The sequence below is a fragment of the Streptomyces sp. NPDC001717 genome (assembly GCF_042892775.1).
Lineage (GTDB): Bacteria > Actinomycetota > Actinomycetes > Streptomycetales > Streptomycetaceae > Streptomyces.
The window spans coordinates 1-17,117 of sequence record NZ_JBIAUK010000006.1; the positions used below are offsets into that span (position 1 = coordinate 1).

Sequence of the window (17,117 nt, forward strand, 5' to 3'; positions counted from 1 at the left end):
GGGCGGGGCGCGCCGGGGGGTGGGGGGGGGCGGGTGGGTTTTGTTCTGGGCCCGCGGGCGAGGTGTCAGCAGATCTCACTATTAACCACCCCCCCCCCCCCCCCCCCCCCCCCGGGCCCCACGGCCGGAAGCGGAATCAGCCCTGCGGGTGGTGCGCCGGGATGGGGGGCAGCTCGCCGGTCTGCTCGTACGCCGAGAGCATGTCGATGCGGCGGGTGTGGCGCTCCTCGTCGGAGTACGGGGTCGCGAGGAAGGCCTCGATGAAGCTGGTGGCCTCGTCCTGGGTGTGCATGCGGCCGCCGACGGAGATGACGTTGGCGTTGTTGTGCTCGCGGCCGAGCTTCGCGGTCTCCACGCTCCAGGCGAGGATGGCGCGGACGCCCTTGACCTTGTTCGCGGCGATCTGCTCGCCGTTGCCGGAGCCGCCGATCACGATGCCGAGGCTGTCGGCGTCCGCGGCGGTCTTCTCCGCGGCGCGGAGGCAGAACGGCGGGTAGTCGTCCACGGCGTCGTAGATGTGGGGCCCGCAGTCGACGGGCTCGTGGCCGTTGTTCTTGAGCCAGTCCACGAGGTGGTTCTTCAGCTCAAAGCCTGCATGGTCGGATCCGAGGTACACGCGCATGCAACGAGTGTGGCACGAGAGCCCCCGGCGGAGCTCGGCAGGGTGTCGCGTAAGTCACTTCTAAAGCTCAAGTAAACCCAAAGACCCCAGATGGGGCGGGTCGGGACCAAGGTCCTGGACCTTCGTCCCAGGGCAAGGTTACGGATTGGGGTCTTCCGCCTTACGTTCATCTCAGGTTTGAATGCCGGGGCTCGCAATCCGAGAACCCTAAGGATCCGTCCATGAGCTCCACGACGACCCTTCAGAAGGAAGGCGGCCCCACCGGCAACCCCGGTGACGGCCTGCCCTCCGATGGTCTGAAGGCCGGTCTCAAGAACCGCCACCTGTCCATGATCGCCATCGGCGGTGTCATCGGCGCCGGCCTCTTCGTCGGCTCCGGTGGCGGCATCGCCAAGGCCGGTCCCGCCATCCTGATCTCCTACGCGCTCGTCGGCGCGATGGTCGTCTTCGTGATGCGGATGCTCGGCGAGATGGCGGCCGCCAGCCCGAACTCGGGCTCCTTCTCCGCTTACGCCGACCGCGCGCTCGGCCGCTGGGCCGGCTTCTCCATCGGCTGGCTGTACTGGTTCTTCTGGGTCGTCGTCCTGGCCGTGGAGGCCACCGCCGGCGCCTCGATCCTGGAGGGCTGGATCCCGGCCGTCCCGCAGTGGGCCTGGGCCCTGATCGTGATGGCGGTCCTGACCGCCACCAACCTCGGTTCCGTCGCCTCGTACGGCGAGTTCGAGTTCTGGTTCGCGGGCATCAAGGTCGTCGCCATCGGCGCCTTCGTGATCATCGGCATGCTGGCCGTCTTCGGCGTGCTGCCCGGCTCCCACAACCCGGGTGCGGGCTTCGCCCACCTGACCGACACGGGCGGCTTCTTCCCCAACGGCTACGGCGCCGTCCTCACCGGCGTGCTGATGGTCGTCTTCTCCTTCATGGGCAGCGAGATCGTCACCCTCGCGGCCGGCGAGTCGGAGAACCCCCGCAAGGCGGTCACCCAGGCCACCAACTCCGTCATCTGGCGGATCGGCGTCTTCTACCTCGGCTCGATCTTCATCGTGCTGACGCTGCTCCCCTGGAACGACAAGTCGATCACCGAGAAGGGCTCGTACGTCGCCGCCCTCGACTCGATCGGCATCGCGCACGCCGGCACGATCATGGAGGTCATCGTCCTGACCGCCGTGCTGTCCTGCCTGAACTCGGGCCTCTACACCGCCTCCCGCATGGCCTTCTCGCTCGGTGAGCGCGGCGACGCCCCCAAGGCGTTCGCCAAGGTCAACTCGCGTGGTGTTCCGGTGGCCGCGATCCTCGGCTCCACGGTCTTCGGCTTCGTCGCCGTCTACTTCAACTACGCGTTCAAGGACACGGTCTTCAACTTCCTCCTGAACTCCTCGGGTGCCATCGCGCTCTTCGTCTGGCTGGTCATCTGCTTCACCCAGCTGAAGATGCGCGGGATCCTGGTCCGCGAGGCCCCGGAGAAGCTGACCGTGAAGATGTGGCTGTTCCCGTGGCTGACCTGGGCCACCGCCGCCCTGATCATGTTCGTCATCGGCTACATGTTCGTGGACGACGCCAACCGCGAGGTCGTCACCCTGTCCACCCTGGTCGCCGGTGTGGTCGTCGTCATCGGTGTGGTGCTCGACTTCCGCCGCAAGCGGGCCGCCCTGCAGGGCTGACCCGTTGTCGCATGCGCACGAAGGAGCCCGGCCCGCCTCACAGGCGGGCCGGGCTCCGGTGCGTCGGGTACGGCTCTCAGCCGCGGCGGCCCGCCAGCTTCCAGGCGGCCGGCAGGGCGCCCATCGCGAGGGCGGCCTTGAGCGCGTCGCCGATCAGGAACGGGGTCAGGCCCGCCGCGACGGCCGCGCTCGCGGACATGCCGGTGGCGGCCATCAGGTACGGCACGCCCACGGCGTAGATCACCGCGGAGCCCAGCACCATCGTGCCCGCGGTACGCAGGACCGAGCGGTCGCCGCCGCGCCGTGCGAGGGCGCCGACGACGGTGGCGGCCAGCAGCATGCCGAGCACGTACCCGAAGGAGGCTCCGCCCGCCCCCGAGGTGCCGCCCGCGAACCACGGCACGCCGGCCATGCCGACGAGCGCGTACAGGGCGAGCGACAGGAAGCCGCGGCGGGCGCCGAAGGCCGAGCCGACGAGCAGCGCCGCGAAGGTCTGGCCGGTGACCGGGACCGGGGAGCCGGGGACCGGTACGGAGATCTGCGCGGCCAGCCCGGTGAGCGCGGCGCCGCCGACGACGAGCGCGACGTCGCGGACGCGGCTCGCGGGCAGCAGGTCGGCGAGGACGGCGCCGGCCCGGAAGGACACGGAAGCGGTGGGGGCTGCGGAAGCGGTGCTCATCGTTGGCTCCGGGAGGGTGAGGGGTAGAGCGGGACGATCACCGACGCTATGGGGCCGCCGGGCCCCGTCCCACCGCCGCCCGACACAAAGCCGTACCGGCCGGTTTCGTGGGAATCACACAAAGGATGCGGCCAATGCCCCGAGCGGGGTGATCCGCATCACTGGGAAGATCTGTCAGCACGTCCTTTTTGCACACGACGGTTCCGCTCGGGGAGACTGTAGGGTCCCGCCAACCTGACGGAGCCTTCACCGCCGCCGGGCCCAACGAGAGTACGAGCACCCCTCATGCGCGAGCGCCTGTCCGAAGTACCCCCGCCCCCTCCCCCGACGTCCGAGCTCCCCCCGGAACCCCTCAGCCACAGTCTCAAGCAGCGCCATCTGACGATGTTGGGCCTCGGCGGCGTGATCGGCGCCGGGCTCTTCGTGGGCTCCGGAGCCGGCATCGGCATCGCCGGTCCCGCGATCGTCTGCTCCTACCTGCTCGCGGGCGTCCTCGCGATGCTCGTGATGCGGGCGTTGGGCGAGATGTCGGCGGCGATGCCCGCCTCGGGCTCGTTCTCGGTGTACGCGGAGCGGGCGCTGGGGCGCTGGGCGGGCTTCAGCGCGGGCTGGCTGTACTGGTTCCTGCTGGTCGTGGTGCTGGCGGTGGAGGCCACCGGCGCGGCGAAGATCGCGAACGGCTGGGTGCCCTCCGTCGACCAGTGGGTCTGGGTGCTGCTCTTCATGGTGGTCTTCACCGTGAGCAACCTGGCCGCCGTGAAGAACTTCGGCGAGTTCGAGTTCTGGTTCGCCGCGCTCAAGGTCGGCGCGATCGTGCTGTTCCTGATCCTCGGCACCCTCGCGATCTTCGGCCTGCTCCCCGACACGGATCCGGTGGGCCTGGCCAACCTCACCGGCCAGGGCGGCTTCTTCCCCACCGGCATGGGTGGCGTGGTCGCCGGCATGCTCGCCGTCATCTTCGCCTTCGGCGGCCTGGAGGTCGTCACGATCGCCGCCGCCGAGTCCGACGACCCGGCCCGGTCCGTCTCCCGCGCGGTGCGCAGCGCGGTGTGGCGCATCCTCTTCTTCTACATCGGCTCGATGCTGGTCATCGTCACGCTCCTGCCGTGGGACTCGCTGGAGCCGGGCCAGAGCCCCTACGTCGCCGCCCTCGACTCCATCGGCATCCCGGCAGCCGGCCAGATCATGAACATCGTGGTGTTCGTGGCGCTGCTGTCGGCTCTGAACGCGAACCTGTACGGGTCCTCCCGCATGATCTTCTCGCTGGCCGAGCGCGAGGAGGCGCCCAAGGCGCTGCTGAAGGTCTCGGGCGGCGGGGTGCCGCGCCGGGCCGTGTTCGCCTCGGTGGCCTTCGGCTTCGTGTCGGTCGTGCTGAACCTGCTGTGGCCGGACACGATCTTCCTGTACATGCTCAACGCGGTCGGCGCGGTGCTGCTGTTCGTGTGGGCGCTGATCGCGGTCTCGCAGCTGAAGCTGCGCCGCCGGATCGAGCGGGACATGCCGGAGCGGCTGACCCTTCCGATGTGGCTGTTCCCGTACGCCACCTGGTGCGCGCTGCTGGGCATGGCCGCGGTGCTGGTGCTGATGCTCTTCGACGACTCGGCGCGGCCGCAGCTGCTGTGGTCGGCGGGGGCCGCCGCGGCGGTGCTGGTGGTGGCGTGGGTCCGCGAACTGCGGGACCGCCGGTCCTGATCCGAACGGAACGCGTGGAGTACGGCCCGGGACGGGAGTCCCGGGCCGTACCCGTTTGCGCGCCGTGGAATACATGCTGCTAGCGTGCAGTTGCGCATTAATTGCAATAAGCGATTGGCACGCCGAGGGGACCGGATCACACGCATGGCCATCTACACGCTTCCTGAGCTTCCGTACGACTACGCGGCACTCGAGCCGGTGATCAACCCGCAGATCATCGAGCTGCACCACGACAAGCACCACGCGGCCTACGTCACGGGCGCCAACAACACGCTGGAGCAGCTGGCGGAGGCGCGCGACAAGGAGAACTGGGGCGCGCTGAACGGCCTGGAAAAGAACCTCGCGTTCCACCTCTCCGGCCACATCCTGCACAGCATCTACTGGCACAACATGGCGAGCCCGAAGACCGGCGAGGGCGGCGGCGAGCCGACCGCGGCCGACGGTCTGGGCGACCTGGCCGACGCGATCACCGAGTCCTTCGGCTCCTTCGAGAAGTTCAAGAAGCAGCTGACCTTCGCCTCCTCGGCCACCCAAGGCTCCGGCTGGGGCGTGCTCGCGTACGAGCCCGTCAGCGGCCGTCTGGTCGTCGAGCAGGTCTACGACCACCAGGGCAACGTGGGCGTGGCCAGCACCCCGATCCTGGTCTTCGACGCCTGGGAGCACGCCTTCTACCTGCAGTACAAGAACCAGAAGGTGGACTTCATCGAGGCGATGTGGAACGTCGTCAACTGGCAGGACGTGGCGAAGCGCTACACCGACGCCAAGGCCAACACCCCGCTGCTGATCCCCGTCAAGGGCTGATCAGCGCCCCGCAGTCGTCCGCCTCGTGATCGTCTTCTCAACCTTCACTTGCGGGCGTTTCCACCAGAAGGCCCCCGCGAGGACGTGACTCGCGGGGGCCTTCTGCGTCGTTCGCGGGCGGGGCCTACTCGAAGGAGGGGCCCTTGGTGCGGGTGCGCTTGATCTCGTAGAAGCCGGGCGTGGAGGCGACCAGCAGCGTGCCGTCCCACAGCCGGGCGGCGGCCTCGCCGCGCGGGGCGGGGGTGACGACCGGGCCGAAGAAGGCGACTTCCTCGCCGTCGGCGCCGGGCACCGAGATCACCGGGGTGCCGACCTCCTGGCCGACCCGGTCGATGCCGTCGTTGTGCGAGGCGCGCAGCACCTCGTCGTACTCGTCGGAGTCGGCGTACGCGAGCAGTTCGGCCGGCAGGTCGAGCGCCGCCAGGGCCTCGGCGATGACCTCGCGGGTCGGGCCCTTGGCCTCGTTGTGGATGCGGGTGCCGAGCTCGGTGTAGAGCTTGCCGGTGATCTCGTCGCCGAACTTCTGCTGGGCGGCGACCACCACGCGCACGGGGGCCCAGCCCTTGGGGCCGAGCAGTTCGCGGTAGGTCTCGGGCAGTTCGTCGAGGCGGTTCTCGTTCAGCACCGCGAGGCTCATCACGTGCCAGCGGACCTCGACGTCACGGACCTTCTCGACCTCCAGCATCCAGCGGGAGGTCATCCAGGCCCAGGGGCAGAGCGGGTCGAACCAGAAGTCGACCGGGGTCTTCTCGCGCACCTGGGTGTCGGTCATGTCTCTCCTCAGTCTCCGTCTCGAAAAAAGGCAGCACTGGCTGACGTTCTGTGTCCCCAACCAGGACCGGGGCGCGCGCATTCCCCCGTGCGAGGATTCCCCACAAGAACACGATGCCGCACGAAGGAGTGCACGTGCCCGGAGAGAACCTGTCCCGCGAGGAGGCCCGCGAGCGGGCCGAACTCCTGTCCGTCGACGGGTACGAGGTGGTCCTCGACGTCAGGTCCGCCGTGGAGGACGCCAGGCCCGCCGATGGGCCCCGCACCTTCCGCTCGGTGACCACGATCCGCTTCAGGGCCGCCGCCCCCGGCACGTCCACCTTCGTGGACCTGATCGCCCCCTCCGTGAACTCCGTCACACTGAACGGCCGGTCGCTCGACACCGCCGCGGTCTTCGACGGCGCGCGGATCGCGGTCCACGACCTGGCCTCGGAGAACGTCCTCGTGGTCGACGCGAACTGCGCGTACAGCCGCACGGGCGAGGGCCTGCACCGCTTCGTGGACCCCGAGGACGGCGAGGTCTACCTCTACACCCAGTACGAACCGGCCGACGCCCGTCGGGTGTACGCCAACTTCGAGCAGCCGGACCTGAAGGCGCCGTACCGCTTCGAGGTGACCGCGCCCGAGGGTTGGCAGGTCTGGAGCAACGGCGCGGAGGAGTCCCGCGAGGCAGGGGTGTGGCGGTTCGCCGAGACCAAGCCGATCTCGACGTACATCACCTGCGTCGTCGCCGGCCCCTACCACTACGTGACGGACACCTACACGCGCGGGGACCTGACGATCCCGCTGGGCGCGATGTGCCGCAAGGGGCTGGCGAAGCACTTCGACGCGGACGACGTCTTCCTCGTCACCAAGCAGGGCTTCGACCTCTTCCACGAGATCTTCGACTACCCGTACCCGTTCGGGAAGTACGACCAGGCCTTCGTGCCGGAGTACAACCTGGGCGCGATGGAGAACCCGGGGATCGTGACCTTCCGCGAGGAGTACATCTTCCGCGGCAAGGTGACGCAGGCCTCCTACGAGCGGCGCGCCAACGTCATCCTGCACGAGATGGCGCACATGTGGTTCGGCGACCTCGTCACCATGAAGTGGTGGGACGACCTGTGGCTGAAGGAGTCCTTCGCCGACTTCATGGGCTCCTTCGGTCTGGTGGAGGCCACCCGCTTCGACCAGGCGTGGGTCACCTTCGCCAACAGCCGCAAGGCGTGGGCCTACCGCGCCGACCAGCTGCCGTCCACGCACCCGATCACGGCCGACATCCGTGACCTGGAGGACGCGAAGCTGAACTTCGACGGCATCACCTACGCCAAGGGCGCGGCGGTCCTGAAGCAGCTCGTCGCCTACGTGGGGCGGGAGGCGTTCCTGGAGGGCGCGCGCCGCTACTTCAAGGCGAACGCGTACGGGAACACCACCCTGGACGACCTGCTGTCGGTGCTCGCCGAGGTCTCGGGGCGGGACATGGCCGAATGGTCGCGGGCCTGGCTGCAGACGGCCGGCGTGAACGCGCTGACCCCGGTGCTGACGTACGACGCGTCCGGGCGGGTGACGGAACTGGCGGTGGTCCAGGAGGGCGAGGAGCTGCGCCCTCACCGGGTGGCGGTCGGCCTGTACCGGCTGGAGTCCGACGGCCGCCTGGTCCGCTACGCGCGGGCCGGGGTGGACGTGGCGGGGCCGCGGACGGTCGTGGAGGAGGCGGCGGGCCTGGACCGCCCGGACCTGGTCCTGGTCAACGACGAGGACCTGACCTACTGCAAGGTCCGCTTCGACGAGGGCTCCCTCGCCACGCTGCGCGGGCACCTGGGCGACCTGACCGACCCTCTCGCCCGGGCGCTGTGCTGGTCCGCCCTGTGGAACCTGACGCGGGACGGCCTGATGCCGGCGCGCGACTTCCTCTCGCTGGTACTGGCGCACGCGGGCCGGGAGACGGACGTCGGCGTGCTCCAGATGCTGCACGCGCAGGCCCAGACCGCGGTCACCCACTACTCGGCGCCCGACCGGCGCGAGCAGGCCGGGCGGGAGCTGGCGGCGGGCGCGCTGCCCGAACTGCGGCTCGCCGCGCCGGGTTCGGAGCACCAGCTGACGTGGGCCCGCTTCTTCGCGGCGGGCGCGACGACCGAGGGCGACTTCCAGCTGCTGCTGGGGCTGCTGGACGGCTCCGCCCGGATCGACGGGCTGGAGGTGGACCAGGAGCTGCGCTGGGACCTCCTGCTGCCGCTGGCCGCGCACGGGGCGGTGGACGAGGGCGTCCTGGCCGCGGAGCTGGCGCGCGACGACACGGCGTCGGGCAAGCGGCACCAGGTGCGGTGCCTGGCGGCGCGGCCGTCGGCGGCGGTGAAGGACCAGGCGTGGGCGGCGGTGGTCGAGTCCGACGCGCTGTCGAACGCGCTGGTGGAGGCCACCATCGCGGGCATGCAGCAGGCGTCCCAGCGGGGGCTGTTGGCTCCGTACGCGGGGCGGTACTTCGAGGTGATCGCGCGGATCTGGTCGGAGCGGTCGATCCAGATCGGCATCGACGTGGTGAAGGGTCTGTACCCCTCGCTCCAGGACCCGGAGTCCACGGTGGCGGCGACCGACGCGTGGCTCTCGGCCCATGCCGACGCGGCGCCGGCCCTTCGCCGCCTGGTGCTGGAGTCCCGCGACGACCTGGCCCGCGCCCTGCGCGCCCAGCACTGCGACGCGGCGGCGGGCTGACCCCGCTCGAACGCCGGACGGGCCGGGTTGCCGCTGCACGGCAACCCGGCCCGTCCGACGGACTCGCCGCGAAACCCGGCGAAACCGGGACGGAACGGGCACGCGCCGCCGGGGCTATCGGTCATCGAACGTCCGTACTTTAGCCCCGTCTTGTCCGTATTTGTCGACGAGCGTGTAACAGCGGTTATCAAGGCCATGGCCTGAGGGAATCACCGCGTCATGAACCACAACGCGCCCCTCCCCCTCGCCCACCTCACCGGCACCCGCCCCCGCGTGCTCACCCTCGCCCAGCTGCGCGAGCACGGCGTCACCGCCTCCGACGCCGCCGAGCGGCCGTGGCAGCAGATCCTGCCCGGGGTGTTCCTGCTCCACTCCGGGCCCGCGACCAGCGAGGAGCGGCTGCACGCCGCCCTGTTGTACGCCGGCCGGCGCGGGCACGGCGAGGAGATGATCACCGGGCTGGCGGCGCTCGCGCTGTACCGGTTCGCCTCCGTCCCCGCCTTGCTCGCCCTCTCGCACATCGACGTGCTCGTACCCGGCACCCGCCGCCTGCGTTCCACCGGGGACGTGCGGATCGTGCGCGCGCACACCACGCCCCGGCCCGAGGAGGTGACGGGGCTTCCGGTGGCGCCCGTCGCGCGGGCCGTCGCCGACGCCGTCGCCCAGCTCGACGACGCCGGCACCGTACGCCGTCTGCTCAGCGAGGCCGTCCGCGCCGGGCACTGCGAACCGGCCGCCGTCGTACGGGAGCTGACGGTGGCCCGGCTGCTGAACCGCACGCACGTGGTCGAGGCCGTCGAGGCCCTGCTCGCCGAGGGCCGCGCCATCGCCGAGGACCGGCTGTACCACGTCGTACGCGGCTACGAGCTGCCCGAGCCGGTCTGGAACGTGGACCTGCGCATCCCCGGCGGCCCCCACCTCGGCGGGGTCGACGCCTTCTGGCCCGAGCACTCCGTGGCCGTGGAGCTCGACACCCGCGCCCCGCGCCAGGGCGAGGACGAGGAGTGGTCCGAGTGCGTGCGCAAGCGCGAGACCCTGGAGCGGCTCGGGGTGACCGTCATCCACATCACCCCGCGCAAGCTCCGCGACTGGCCCGAGCAGCAGGCCGCGGTCATCCGGACCGCCCTGACGGCGTCCGGCGACCGCGAGCCCGCCGCCTACCTGGTGGTCCTGCCCAGGTGAGGCAGGTGGGGCGAGTACTCCGGGGCGCTCCAGCGCAGCCGCCCCGGATGGACGGCCTCGACCACCGACTCCACGCGGAAGCGGGTGGTGCGGCCCCCGTCGGGTCCGAACTCGACCCGGGCCCGGCCGCTGAGCTGGAGTACGGCCCCGGTCTCCCAGTCCGGGAAGAGCAGCCCGGCCCGCGGGTCGGCCGCGAGGTTGCCCAGGGTCAGGAACATGGCGTTGCCCGCGTAGTCCGGCCAGCTCAGCTCGGTCGGCGAGAGCACCTCGACGAAACCGGGCAGCCCGCCGCGGTGGCTGGCGTCGACCCCGTCCGCCTCTGCCGTGGTGGCCACGAAGAAGGTGTCGGCGGCGCGGACGGCCCGCTCCTGGTCGGGGGTGAGCGCGTCCCCGCGCCGCACGACACCGGCTCCTTCGGCGGCGAGGTCCAGCGGTTGCCGCTTCTGGAGGTACTTGGGGCAGTTGGCGAAGACCTGCTCGGCCAGGACGGCGAAGCCCCGGCCGGTCACCTCCAGCGTCCCGTTCAGCCTCATCCGGCGCCGGGTGCGCGGATCGAGGGAGATGGTGCCGACCTTCGTCCCGGCCGTGGCCAGCGCCCCGGTCAGCGGATCGCCGGCCGGCAGGCCGCCGGCGACCGTGATCCGCTGCGGCCCGGTGGCCCGTACGAATCCGGGCGCGCCGGTGAGCAGGGAAGCCCACAGCAGGCCCCCGCCGTCGGCGGCGCCGACGACGAGGTGGGGCTGCTGTTCCAGGAAGGCCGCGGCCACGTCCTTGATGCCCGTGCCGATCGAGCGGCCGACGTGCTCGGCGAGTTCGCGTACGCCGACCCGCTCCTGCACGGCGAGCGAGCCCTGGTGGTAGGCCCCGGACATTAGAAGAATCCGCAGGTGGGAGCGGACTCACTGGGGGCGGGGGCATCTTCGGCGCCGGTCGGGACCGAGATCTCCAGGCGGGTCCCGTCGGGGTCGTGGAAGAAGATGCCGCCCGATGCGGCGCCCTCGCGGTGGGCCACGACGCCCTCGTACGCGAATTCCACGCCCAGGCCGCGCAGCCGCTCCTCGTACGCGCGCACCTCCTCGATGGCGCCGGCGGAGAACGCCAGGTGGTGCAGTCCGGCCGCGGTGGGCGCGTACGCGCCGTCGGCCTGCTGCCAGAGGGTCAGCACGAGCTCGCCGTCCTGGCCGAGGAAGGCGAAGCGCCGGCCCTCCTCCTTGCCCTCGCCCAGCACCTGGAAGCCGAGCGCGTCCCGGTAGAAGGCGAGCGAGCGCTCCAGATCGGTGACGTTGAGGCCCACGTGCCCGGTGCGGAGGGTGCTGATGGCAGTCGTCATGACGGGTTCCTTCCCCAGGGGACTTCGCAACTTTCTAACCTTCTAAATCGAGATTAGAGGTTAGAATCGGATGCGTCAACCGGTCACGTACCCTTCAGGGGTTAGCGAGGTGCGGAGGAGACGGACATGACGGCGACCGACCAGGCGACCGACCAGGCCACGGACCGGTCCGACGACCCCCGCCCCCTGACCGGGGAGCCGGTCGCGCTCGACCTGCTGAACACGCGCTGGATGCGGGAGGGCGAGCTCACCGACCTCTTCGCCGGGGCCTTCGGGCTCGGCCGGGTCGAGGGGCTGCGGATCTGGCTGGAGTCCACCGGGCTGGCCGACCGCTTCCGCGCCGACGCCCCGACCCTGGTCCACCTGATGACCGCCCGCGAGGCACTGGCCCGCGCGGTGGCGGACCCGGCCGACGAGAGCGCCCGCGCGCTGGTCGACGCCGTACTGGAGCACGGCCGCATCCGCGCCACCCTGACGGCCGAAGGCCCCGGCGAGCGGGCCGAGTTCGACGACCCGACCTGGGGTCCGGCCTGGATCGCGGCCCGGAACTACCTCGAACTGCTGGGCACCGCGCCCGACCGGATCCGCAAGTGCGCCTCCGAAACCTGCGTGCTGCACTTCCACGACACCTCGCGCAACGGGACCCGGCGCTGGTGCTCGATGTCCGTCTGCGGGAACCGGGCGAAGGCTTCCCGGCACTACGCGCGCACGCGCGAGCGCTGAACGGTCCGAAACCGTCACACCCGCACCGGGGCGCGATCGCGTCCCGGTGCTGTCACGCGGTCGCCAAATCGACAAATCAGCTCCGCGACCCCCGGAGTTCGCTCCGGTCTGTCCCGGTAAGGCCGCGCCGGCGTATGGGCCGCGCTGGCGAGTGTCCGCCATGGCGGGTACCGGTCAATGACAACCCTCCCCAAAGAGCTGTCGTTTGCGCAAAGCTGACCGGTCATCCGGCACCGAAATCCGGACCGTATCTTTCACTTACCAGGGATGCTGATGACCCTCGAATCCCCCGGCTCCATACCCGCGGCCAGACGCGTCGCGCGCGTCGCGGCCGCGGCGGGCCTGGTGGCCGCCCTCGCGGCCACCGGCTCGGCGCCCGTCTTCGCGGCGAACGCGGCCGACGCCCCGGGCTCCAACCCGGCCGTCAAGTCCGCCGACCAGAAGCTCGGTTCGGCCGACGCAGAGCTCCTCCAGGAGGCCAAGGCCAAGGGTGACGCGACCGTCACCGTCATGGTCGCGACCGCCCCCGGCGAGACCAAGCAGGTCACCGACCAGATCGGCGCCGTCCCCGGCGCCTCGGTGGGTCAGACCTACGACAAGCTCGGCTACGTGCGCGCCACCCTGCCCACCGGCAAGGCGGAGGCCGCCCTGAAGGCGGCCGCCAAGCTGTCCTCCGTGCACGGCATCGACCTGCGGCACGAGATCCAGCTGCCGGACCCGCGCCCCGACACCAAGGGCGAGTCGGGCAAGGTCCAGAAGACCGCCGCCGAGTCGTACCCCGCGCCGGACAAGAACACCCCGGCGAAGAACCCGTACAACCCGTCCTTCGAGACGGGCGCGGTGGACTTCGTCGCGAAGAACCCGCAGGCCGACGGCCGCGGCGTGACCATCGGCATCCTGGACTCGGGCGTCGACGTCAGCCACCCGGCGCTGCAGAAGACCACCACCGGCGAGCGCAAGATCGTCGACTGGGTCACCGCGACCGACCCGATCGCCGACGGCGACGCCACCTGGCGCGCCCAGATCACCCCGGTCACCACCGCCGGCGGCACCTTCACGGCGGGCGGCGCGAGCTGGAAGGCACCCGAGGGCAGCTTCCAGTGGAGCCGGTTCAGCGAGTCGATCACCGCCAACGGCGACATGAAGGGCGACGTCAACCGGGACGGGGACACCACCGACCGGTTCGGCATGCTCTACGACCCGGTCGCCGGGACCGTCCGCGTCGACACCGACCAGGACAACGACTTCACGAACAACGAGCCGATGAAGCCGTACAAGGACGGCTACCAGATCGGGTACTTCGGCACGGACAACCCGGCGACCGACGTCGCCGAGCGCATCCCGTTCGTGATCCAGATCCGCAAGGACGTCCCGATGGACCCGCTCGGCGGGGACTGGGTCGGCAAGAAGGCCGACTTCGTCAACATCGGCATCATCGAGTCCGAGCACGGCACGCACGTCGCGGGCATCACCGCCGCCAACAGCCTCTTCGGCGGCAAGATGAACGGCGAGGCGCCGGGCGCGAAGATCGTCTCCTCGCGCGCCTGCACCTGGTCCGGCGGCTGCACCAACATCGCGCTGACCGAGGGCATGATCGACCTCGTCGTCAACCGCGGTGTGGACATCGTCAACATGTCCATCGGTGGCCTGCCGGCGCTGAACGACGGCAACAACGCCCGTTCGGAGCTCTACAAGAACCTCATCGACACCTACGGTGTCCAGCTCGTCATCTCGGCGGGCAACGAGGGCCCCGGTGTCAACACCATCGGCGACCCCGGTCTCGCGGACAAGGTCATCTCCGTGGGTGCCGCGGTCTCCAAGGAGACCTGGGCCGCCAACTACGGCTCCGGCGTGACCAAGAAGTACAACATGTTCCCCTTCTCCTCGCGCGGTCCGCGTGAGGACGGCGGGTTCACGCCGACCATCACCGCCCCCGGCGCGGCCATCAACACCATCCAGACCTGGCTGCCCGGTGCGCCCGTGAAGGAGGCCGGCTACAACCTCCCGGCCGGTTACGGCATGCTCCAGGGCACCTCGATGTCCTCGCCGCAGGCCGCGGGCGCCAGCGCCCTGCTGATCTCGGCCGCCAAGCAGCAGAAGATCGCGCTGTCCCCGGCGAGCCTGCGCACCGCGCTCACCAGCACCGCGAAGAAGATCGACGACGTCCCGGCGCACGCCCAGGGCTCGGGTCTGATCAACGTCCTCGGTGCGTGGGAGTCCATCCAGCGCGGCGCGAAGTCCAACGAGTTCACCGTCAAGGCGCCGGTCGACACCGCCATCGACCAGTTCCTGAAGACCCCGGGCTTCGGCACCGGCCTCTACGACCGCGAGGGCGGCCTGAAGGTCGGCCAGAAGAAGGTCTACGACGTCGTCGTCACCCGCACCACCGGCGTCAAGTACGGCACCCGCCACAACCTGAGCTGGCGCAACAACGACGGCACGTTCAAGATCCTCGGCGACTACGACTACGTCACGCTGCCGCTGAACAAGCCCGTCACCATCAAGGTCGAGGCCAAGCCCAAGACGGCCGGCGTCCACAGCGGCATCCTGCAGCTGGACGACGAGACCACCGAGGGCATCGACAAGCAGATCCTGACCACGGTCATCGCCTCCACCCCGCTGGCGAAGCCGTCGTTCTCCTTCTCGGACACCTCGTCCGTGCAGCGCAACAGCCACAAGTCGTACTTCGTCACCGTGCCGCAGGGCGCGAAGACCCTCGAGGTCGCCCTCGGCGGTCTCGCGGCGGGCAGCCAGACGCGCTTCATCTCGATCCACCCCTACGGTGTGGGCGTCGAGGACAGCGCGACCACCCAGTGCTACCCGAACTACGACAACCCGGCGAACCAGTGCCGCCCCGACCTGCGGTCGTACGCCGACCCGCAGCCGGGCGTCTGGGAGATCGAGGTCGAGTCGCGCCGTACGTCGCCGCTCCTCGACAACCCGTTCAAGCTGGACGTCTCCGTGCTCGGCGCGGCCTTCGACCCCGCGGTCAAGGTCCTGCCCGAGGTGAAGCAGGGCACCCCGGCGCCGGTCCAGTGGACCGTCAAGAACGACGGTGCGGCCATCTCCGGCGGCAAGCTCAAGGGCGGCCCGCTCGGCTCCGCGAAGGTCGCCAAGCCGACCATCGCCAACGGTGAGACCCAGACCACCGAGGTCACGATCGGCGAGGGCGTCTCCCGCCTCGACATCGCGATCGGCAAGGTCTCCGACACCGCCGCCGACCTCGACCTCGAGGTCTACAAGGACGGCGTCAAGGTCGGCTCCTCCGCCGACGGCGACTCCGAGGAGGCCGTGAGCCTGGCCAACCCGGCCGCGGGCACCTACCAGATCAAGGTGCTCGGCTACGCGGTCCCGTCCGGCTCCACCACCTACGACTACCGCGACGTGTACTTCTCGGCCGCCCTGGGCTCCGTCCAGGTCGACGAGGCCGCCGCGGTGAACCTCGCCAACGGCGCCTCCACGGCGATCTCGGCGAACGTCCTGGTCGGCGCCGCCGCTCCCGAGGGCCGGCAGTTCTTCGGCCAGGTCCAGCTGCTGAACGCCCGCGGCACCGCCGCCGGCACCGGCAGCGTGCAGATCGAGAAGGTCCTGCCGTAGCGGGTGCGCGCGAGCGCGAACGCATGACGGTGTGACCGCGTGACGGAGGGGCCGGTGCCGATGGCACCGGCCCCTTCGCGCTGCCCCGCCCCTTCTGCACCGGGACGGCCCGATGACAGGATGCCGCCATGTCGATCATCGAACGAGGGGCCAACACCCCTTTGGGCAGCGGCCCGTTCCGCATCACCGTGGCGCGCACGGCCCGGCCCGGGTCTCCGGCGGTCGCCACCGCGGCGGTCCTGCTGGACGCCTACGGCCGGGTCCGCGATGAAGCCGGCGTCGTCCTGGCAGAGGGCCCCGGGCACCCGTCCGGCGCGGTGCGGCACCTGGGCGGGACCGAGCAGGGCGGGCTGCTCGTCCAGCGGCTGGAGGTGGACCCGGACGACGTGGACCCGGACGTGCAGCGGGTCCTGATCGCGGCCTTCACCGCGGGCGGGCCCTTCGGCGCGGTCGACGGGCTGTCCGCGGAGGTGACGGCCGGCGGTGCGACGGCGGCCCGGTACGAGGTGACGGACGCCGTCATGGACACCGCGCTGGTGCTCGGCGAGTGCTGCCGCCGCAGCGGGGCCTGGCGGTTCCGCGCGGTGGGCCAGGGCTACACCGGCGGGCCGGCCGCGCTCGCCGCCGACTTCGACATACGCCCGGACGCGCTCCCGGCCGCCCCGGTGGCCGGCCCCGCGATGAGCGAGGTCGACAAGACCCCCGGACCGCCGCCGCGCCCGTCGGCCGCGCCGTCCCTTCCGGCCCCTCCGGCCTCGCCCGCCGAGCCGGCCGCCGAGCCGCCCCGGGCGGAGCCGCTCCCCGCGCCCGGGCGGGACTCCGGGAGGCCCGCCGACGGCGCGGGCGCCACAAGGACGCCGGGATGCAGGTGGCCACCTACCAGGCGGACGGCACGGGCCACCTCGTCGCCCTCCCGAACCACCGCCACCCGGTGACCGGCCCGCTCGCCGTCGGCCCCGCCGGCTGGTCCCACCTAGTGGTCGAGGCCCCCGACACAGTCCCCTGGAAGCTGGAGGTCCTGCCGCTGGACACCGCGCCGGTGCTGGACCGGAAACTGTCCGGCAGGGGCCCGCAGGTCGTGCTGGTGCCCGGCGGCTGGGCGAAGGTGGAGATCCGGCACGACGACGGACAGTCCCCGATGTTCCCCCTGGACGAGCACCTGGTCCCCGGGGAGCGGGTGTGCATGACCCCGGGCGTGTACAAGGTTCCGCCCGGCCCGCTGTCCGTCCGCGCGGCGGGCAAGTGGAGCCTTCGGATCCACGGCTGAGGGGGTCCGGGACCCGTCCATCGCGGCAGATCGTCCGTACTGCGGACAATGGATTGGACAAGGCTCGTGGGGTCGAACGCATGATGGCTCCACGCGCGCACGCG

General features: G+C 70.9%; 14 protein-coding genes. 9 read left to right on the top strand and 5 right to left on the bottom strand.

Going from position 1 to position 17,117, the window contains the following annotated elements; genetic code table 11:
• Positions 1 to 136: 136 nt before the first annotated feature.
• Entirely contained in the window at positions 137 to 622 is a 486-nt protein-coding gene (locus ACFYZL_RS13035; RefSeq protein ID WP_384588577.1) for a ribose-5-phosphate isomerase, read from the bottom strand.
• A gap of 221 nt (positions 623 to 843) precedes the next feature.
• Between ACFYZL_RS13035 and ACFYZL_RS13040 the strand changes: the two genes are divergently transcribed.
• Positions 844 to 2,280, top strand: coding sequence for an amino acid permease (locus ACFYZL_RS13040; RefSeq protein WP_384757660.1), 1,437 nt, complete (start codon positions 844 to 846; stop codon positions 2,278 to 2,280).
• Positions 2,281 to 2,356: 76 nt separating this feature from the next.
• Here the strand turns inward: ACFYZL_RS13040 and ACFYZL_RS13045 are convergent, their stop codons facing one another.
• Entirely contained in the window at positions 2,357 to 2,959 is a 603-nt protein-coding gene (locus ACFYZL_RS13045; RefSeq protein ID WP_384757658.1) for a biotin transporter BioY, read from the bottom strand.
• Between the two features lie 285 nt (positions 2,960 to 3,244).
• On the opposite strand from ACFYZL_RS13045, the gene ACFYZL_RS13050 reads away from it, so the two are divergent.
• Together ACFYZL_RS13050 and ACFYZL_RS13055 are read left to right on the top strand one after the other, a co-directional pair.
• Entirely contained in the window at positions 3,245 to 4,651 is a 1,407-nt protein-coding gene (locus ACFYZL_RS13050; protein WP_384757655.1) for an amino acid permease, read from the top strand.
• 144 nt (positions 4,652 to 4,795) lie between these two features.
• Complete coding sequence (locus ACFYZL_RS13055; RefSeq protein ID WP_384757652.1) at positions 4,796 to 5,452, top strand: superoxide dismutase; 657 nt, start codon at positions 4,796 to 4,798, stop codon at positions 5,450 to 5,452.
• Between the two features lie 124 nt (positions 5,453 to 5,576).
• Here the strand turns inward: ACFYZL_RS13055 and ACFYZL_RS13060 are convergent, their stop codons facing one another.
• Entirely contained in the window at positions 5,577 to 6,224 is a 648-nt protein-coding gene (locus ACFYZL_RS13060; RefSeq protein WP_384757649.1) for a DsbA family protein, read from the bottom strand.
• Positions 6,225 to 6,358: 134 nt separating this feature from the next.
• Here ACFYZL_RS13060 and pepN point away from each other — a divergent pair, with 134 nt between their 5' ends.
• Together pepN and ACFYZL_RS13070 are read left to right on the top strand one after the other, a co-directional pair.
• Entirely contained in the window at positions 6,359 to 8,914 is a 2,556-nt protein-coding gene (pepN, locus tag ACFYZL_RS13065) for an aminopeptidase N (RefSeq protein WP_388678644.1), read from the top strand.
• 219 nt (positions 8,915 to 9,133) lie between these two features.
• A complete protein-coding gene (locus tag ACFYZL_RS13070; protein WP_384756407.1) occupies positions 9,134 to 10,096 on the top strand; it encodes a hypothetical protein in 963 nt (320 codons plus the stop codon).
• Here ACFYZL_RS13070 and ACFYZL_RS13075 read toward each other — a convergent pair.
• On the bottom strand, positions 10,072 to 10,968 hold the full coding sequence (locus ACFYZL_RS13075; RefSeq protein ID WP_384756409.1) for a pyridoxamine 5'-phosphate oxidase family protein: 897 nt from the start codon (positions 10,966 to 10,968) through the stop codon (positions 10,072 to 10,074). The genes ACFYZL_RS13070 and ACFYZL_RS13075 overlap by 25 nt on opposite strands.
• Positions 10,968 to 11,426, bottom strand: a complete 459-nt coding sequence (locus tag ACFYZL_RS13080; RefSeq protein WP_384756411.1) for a VOC family protein — start codon at positions 11,424 to 11,426, stop codon at positions 10,968 to 10,970. Before ACFYZL_RS13080 ends, ACFYZL_RS13075 begins: the two co-directional genes overlap by 1 nt.
• Positions 11,427 to 11,552: 126 nt before the next feature.
• Between ACFYZL_RS13080 and ACFYZL_RS13085 the strand changes: the two genes are divergently transcribed.
• The 4 genes from ACFYZL_RS13085 to ACFYZL_RS13100 all read left to right on the top strand — a co-directional run bounded on the left by ACFYZL_RS13085 (position 11,553) and on the right by ACFYZL_RS13100 (position 17,013).
• The gene (locus ACFYZL_RS13085) at positions 11,553 to 12,149 is read left to right on the top strand and encodes a CGNR zinc finger domain-containing protein (RefSeq protein ID WP_384756414.1); all 597 of its coding nucleotides are present in this window, start codon (positions 11,553 to 11,555) and stop codon (positions 12,147 to 12,149) included.
• Between the two features lie 273 nt (positions 12,150 to 12,422).
• Positions 12,423 to 15,746 (top strand): S8 family serine peptidase, encoded by a 3,324-nt coding sequence (locus ACFYZL_RS13090; protein WP_384756416.1) that lies wholly within the window; start codon positions 12,423 to 12,425, stop codon positions 15,744 to 15,746.
• Positions 15,747 to 15,874: 128 nt separating this feature from the next.
• Entirely contained in the window at positions 15,875 to 16,681 is an 807-nt protein-coding gene (locus ACFYZL_RS13095; RefSeq protein WP_388678649.1) for a TerD family protein, read from the top strand.
• Positions 16,609 to 17,013 carry a hypothetical protein gene (locus ACFYZL_RS13100; RefSeq protein ID WP_384756421.1) on the top strand — a complete coding sequence of 135 codons (405 nt, stop codon included), beginning with the start codon at positions 16,609 to 16,611 and terminating at the stop codon, positions 17,011 to 17,013. The genes ACFYZL_RS13095 and ACFYZL_RS13100 overlap by 73 nt, the downstream gene beginning before the upstream one ends.
• The last annotated feature ends 104 nt before the right edge of the window (positions 17,014 to 17,117 follow it).

What these genes read in the sequence shown, in the direction of transcription:
- ACFYZL_RS13060 (WP_384757649.1), bottom strand. Translation starts at nt 6,224, where the DNA reads ATGACCGACACCCAGGTGCGCGAGAAGACCCCGGTCGACTTCTGGTTC.
- ACFYZL_RS13075 (WP_384756409.1), bottom strand. Translation starts at nt 10,968, where the DNA reads ATGTCCGGGGCCTACCACCAGGGCTCGCTCGCCGTGCAGGAGCGGGTC.
- ACFYZL_RS13040 (WP_384757660.1), top strand. Translation starts at nt 844, where the DNA reads ATGAGCTCCACGACGACCCTTCAGAAGGAAGGCGGCCCCACCGGCAAC.
- ACFYZL_RS13035 (WP_384588577.1), bottom strand. Translation starts at nt 622, where the DNA reads ATGCGCGTGTACCTCGGATCCGACCATGCAGGCTTTGAGCTGAAGAAC.
- ACFYZL_RS13070 (WP_384756407.1), top strand. Translation starts at nt 9,134, where the DNA reads ATGAACCACAACGCGCCCCTCCCCCTCGCCCACCTCACCGGCACCCGC.
- ACFYZL_RS13055 (WP_384757652.1), top strand. Translation starts at nt 4,796, where the DNA reads ATGGCCATCTACACGCTTCCTGAGCTTCCGTACGACTACGCGGCACTC.
- ACFYZL_RS13090 (WP_384756416.1), top strand. Translation starts at nt 12,423, where the DNA reads ATGACCCTCGAATCCCCCGGCTCCATACCCGCGGCCAGACGCGTCGCG.
- ACFYZL_RS13045 (WP_384757658.1), bottom strand. Translation starts at nt 2,959, where the DNA reads ATGAGCACCGCTTCCGCAGCCCCCACCGCTTCCGTGTCCTTCCGGGCC.
- ACFYZL_RS13085 (WP_384756414.1), top strand. Translation starts at nt 11,553, where the DNA reads ATGACGGCGACCGACCAGGCGACCGACCAGGCCACGGACCGGTCCGAC.
- ACFYZL_RS13080 (WP_384756411.1), bottom strand. Translation starts at nt 11,426, where the DNA reads ATGACGACTGCCATCAGCACCCTCCGCACCGGGCACGTGGGCCTCAAC.
- ACFYZL_RS13100 (WP_384756421.1), top strand. Translation starts at nt 16,609, where the DNA reads ATGCAGGTGGCCACCTACCAGGCGGACGGCACGGGCCACCTCGTCGCC.
- ACFYZL_RS13095 (WP_388678649.1), top strand. Translation starts at nt 15,875, where the DNA reads ATGTCGATCATCGAACGAGGGGCCAACACCCCTTTGGGCAGCGGCCCG.
- ACFYZL_RS13050 (WP_384757655.1), top strand. Translation starts at nt 3,245, where the DNA reads ATGCGCGAGCGCCTGTCCGAAGTACCCCCGCCCCCTCCCCCGACGTCC.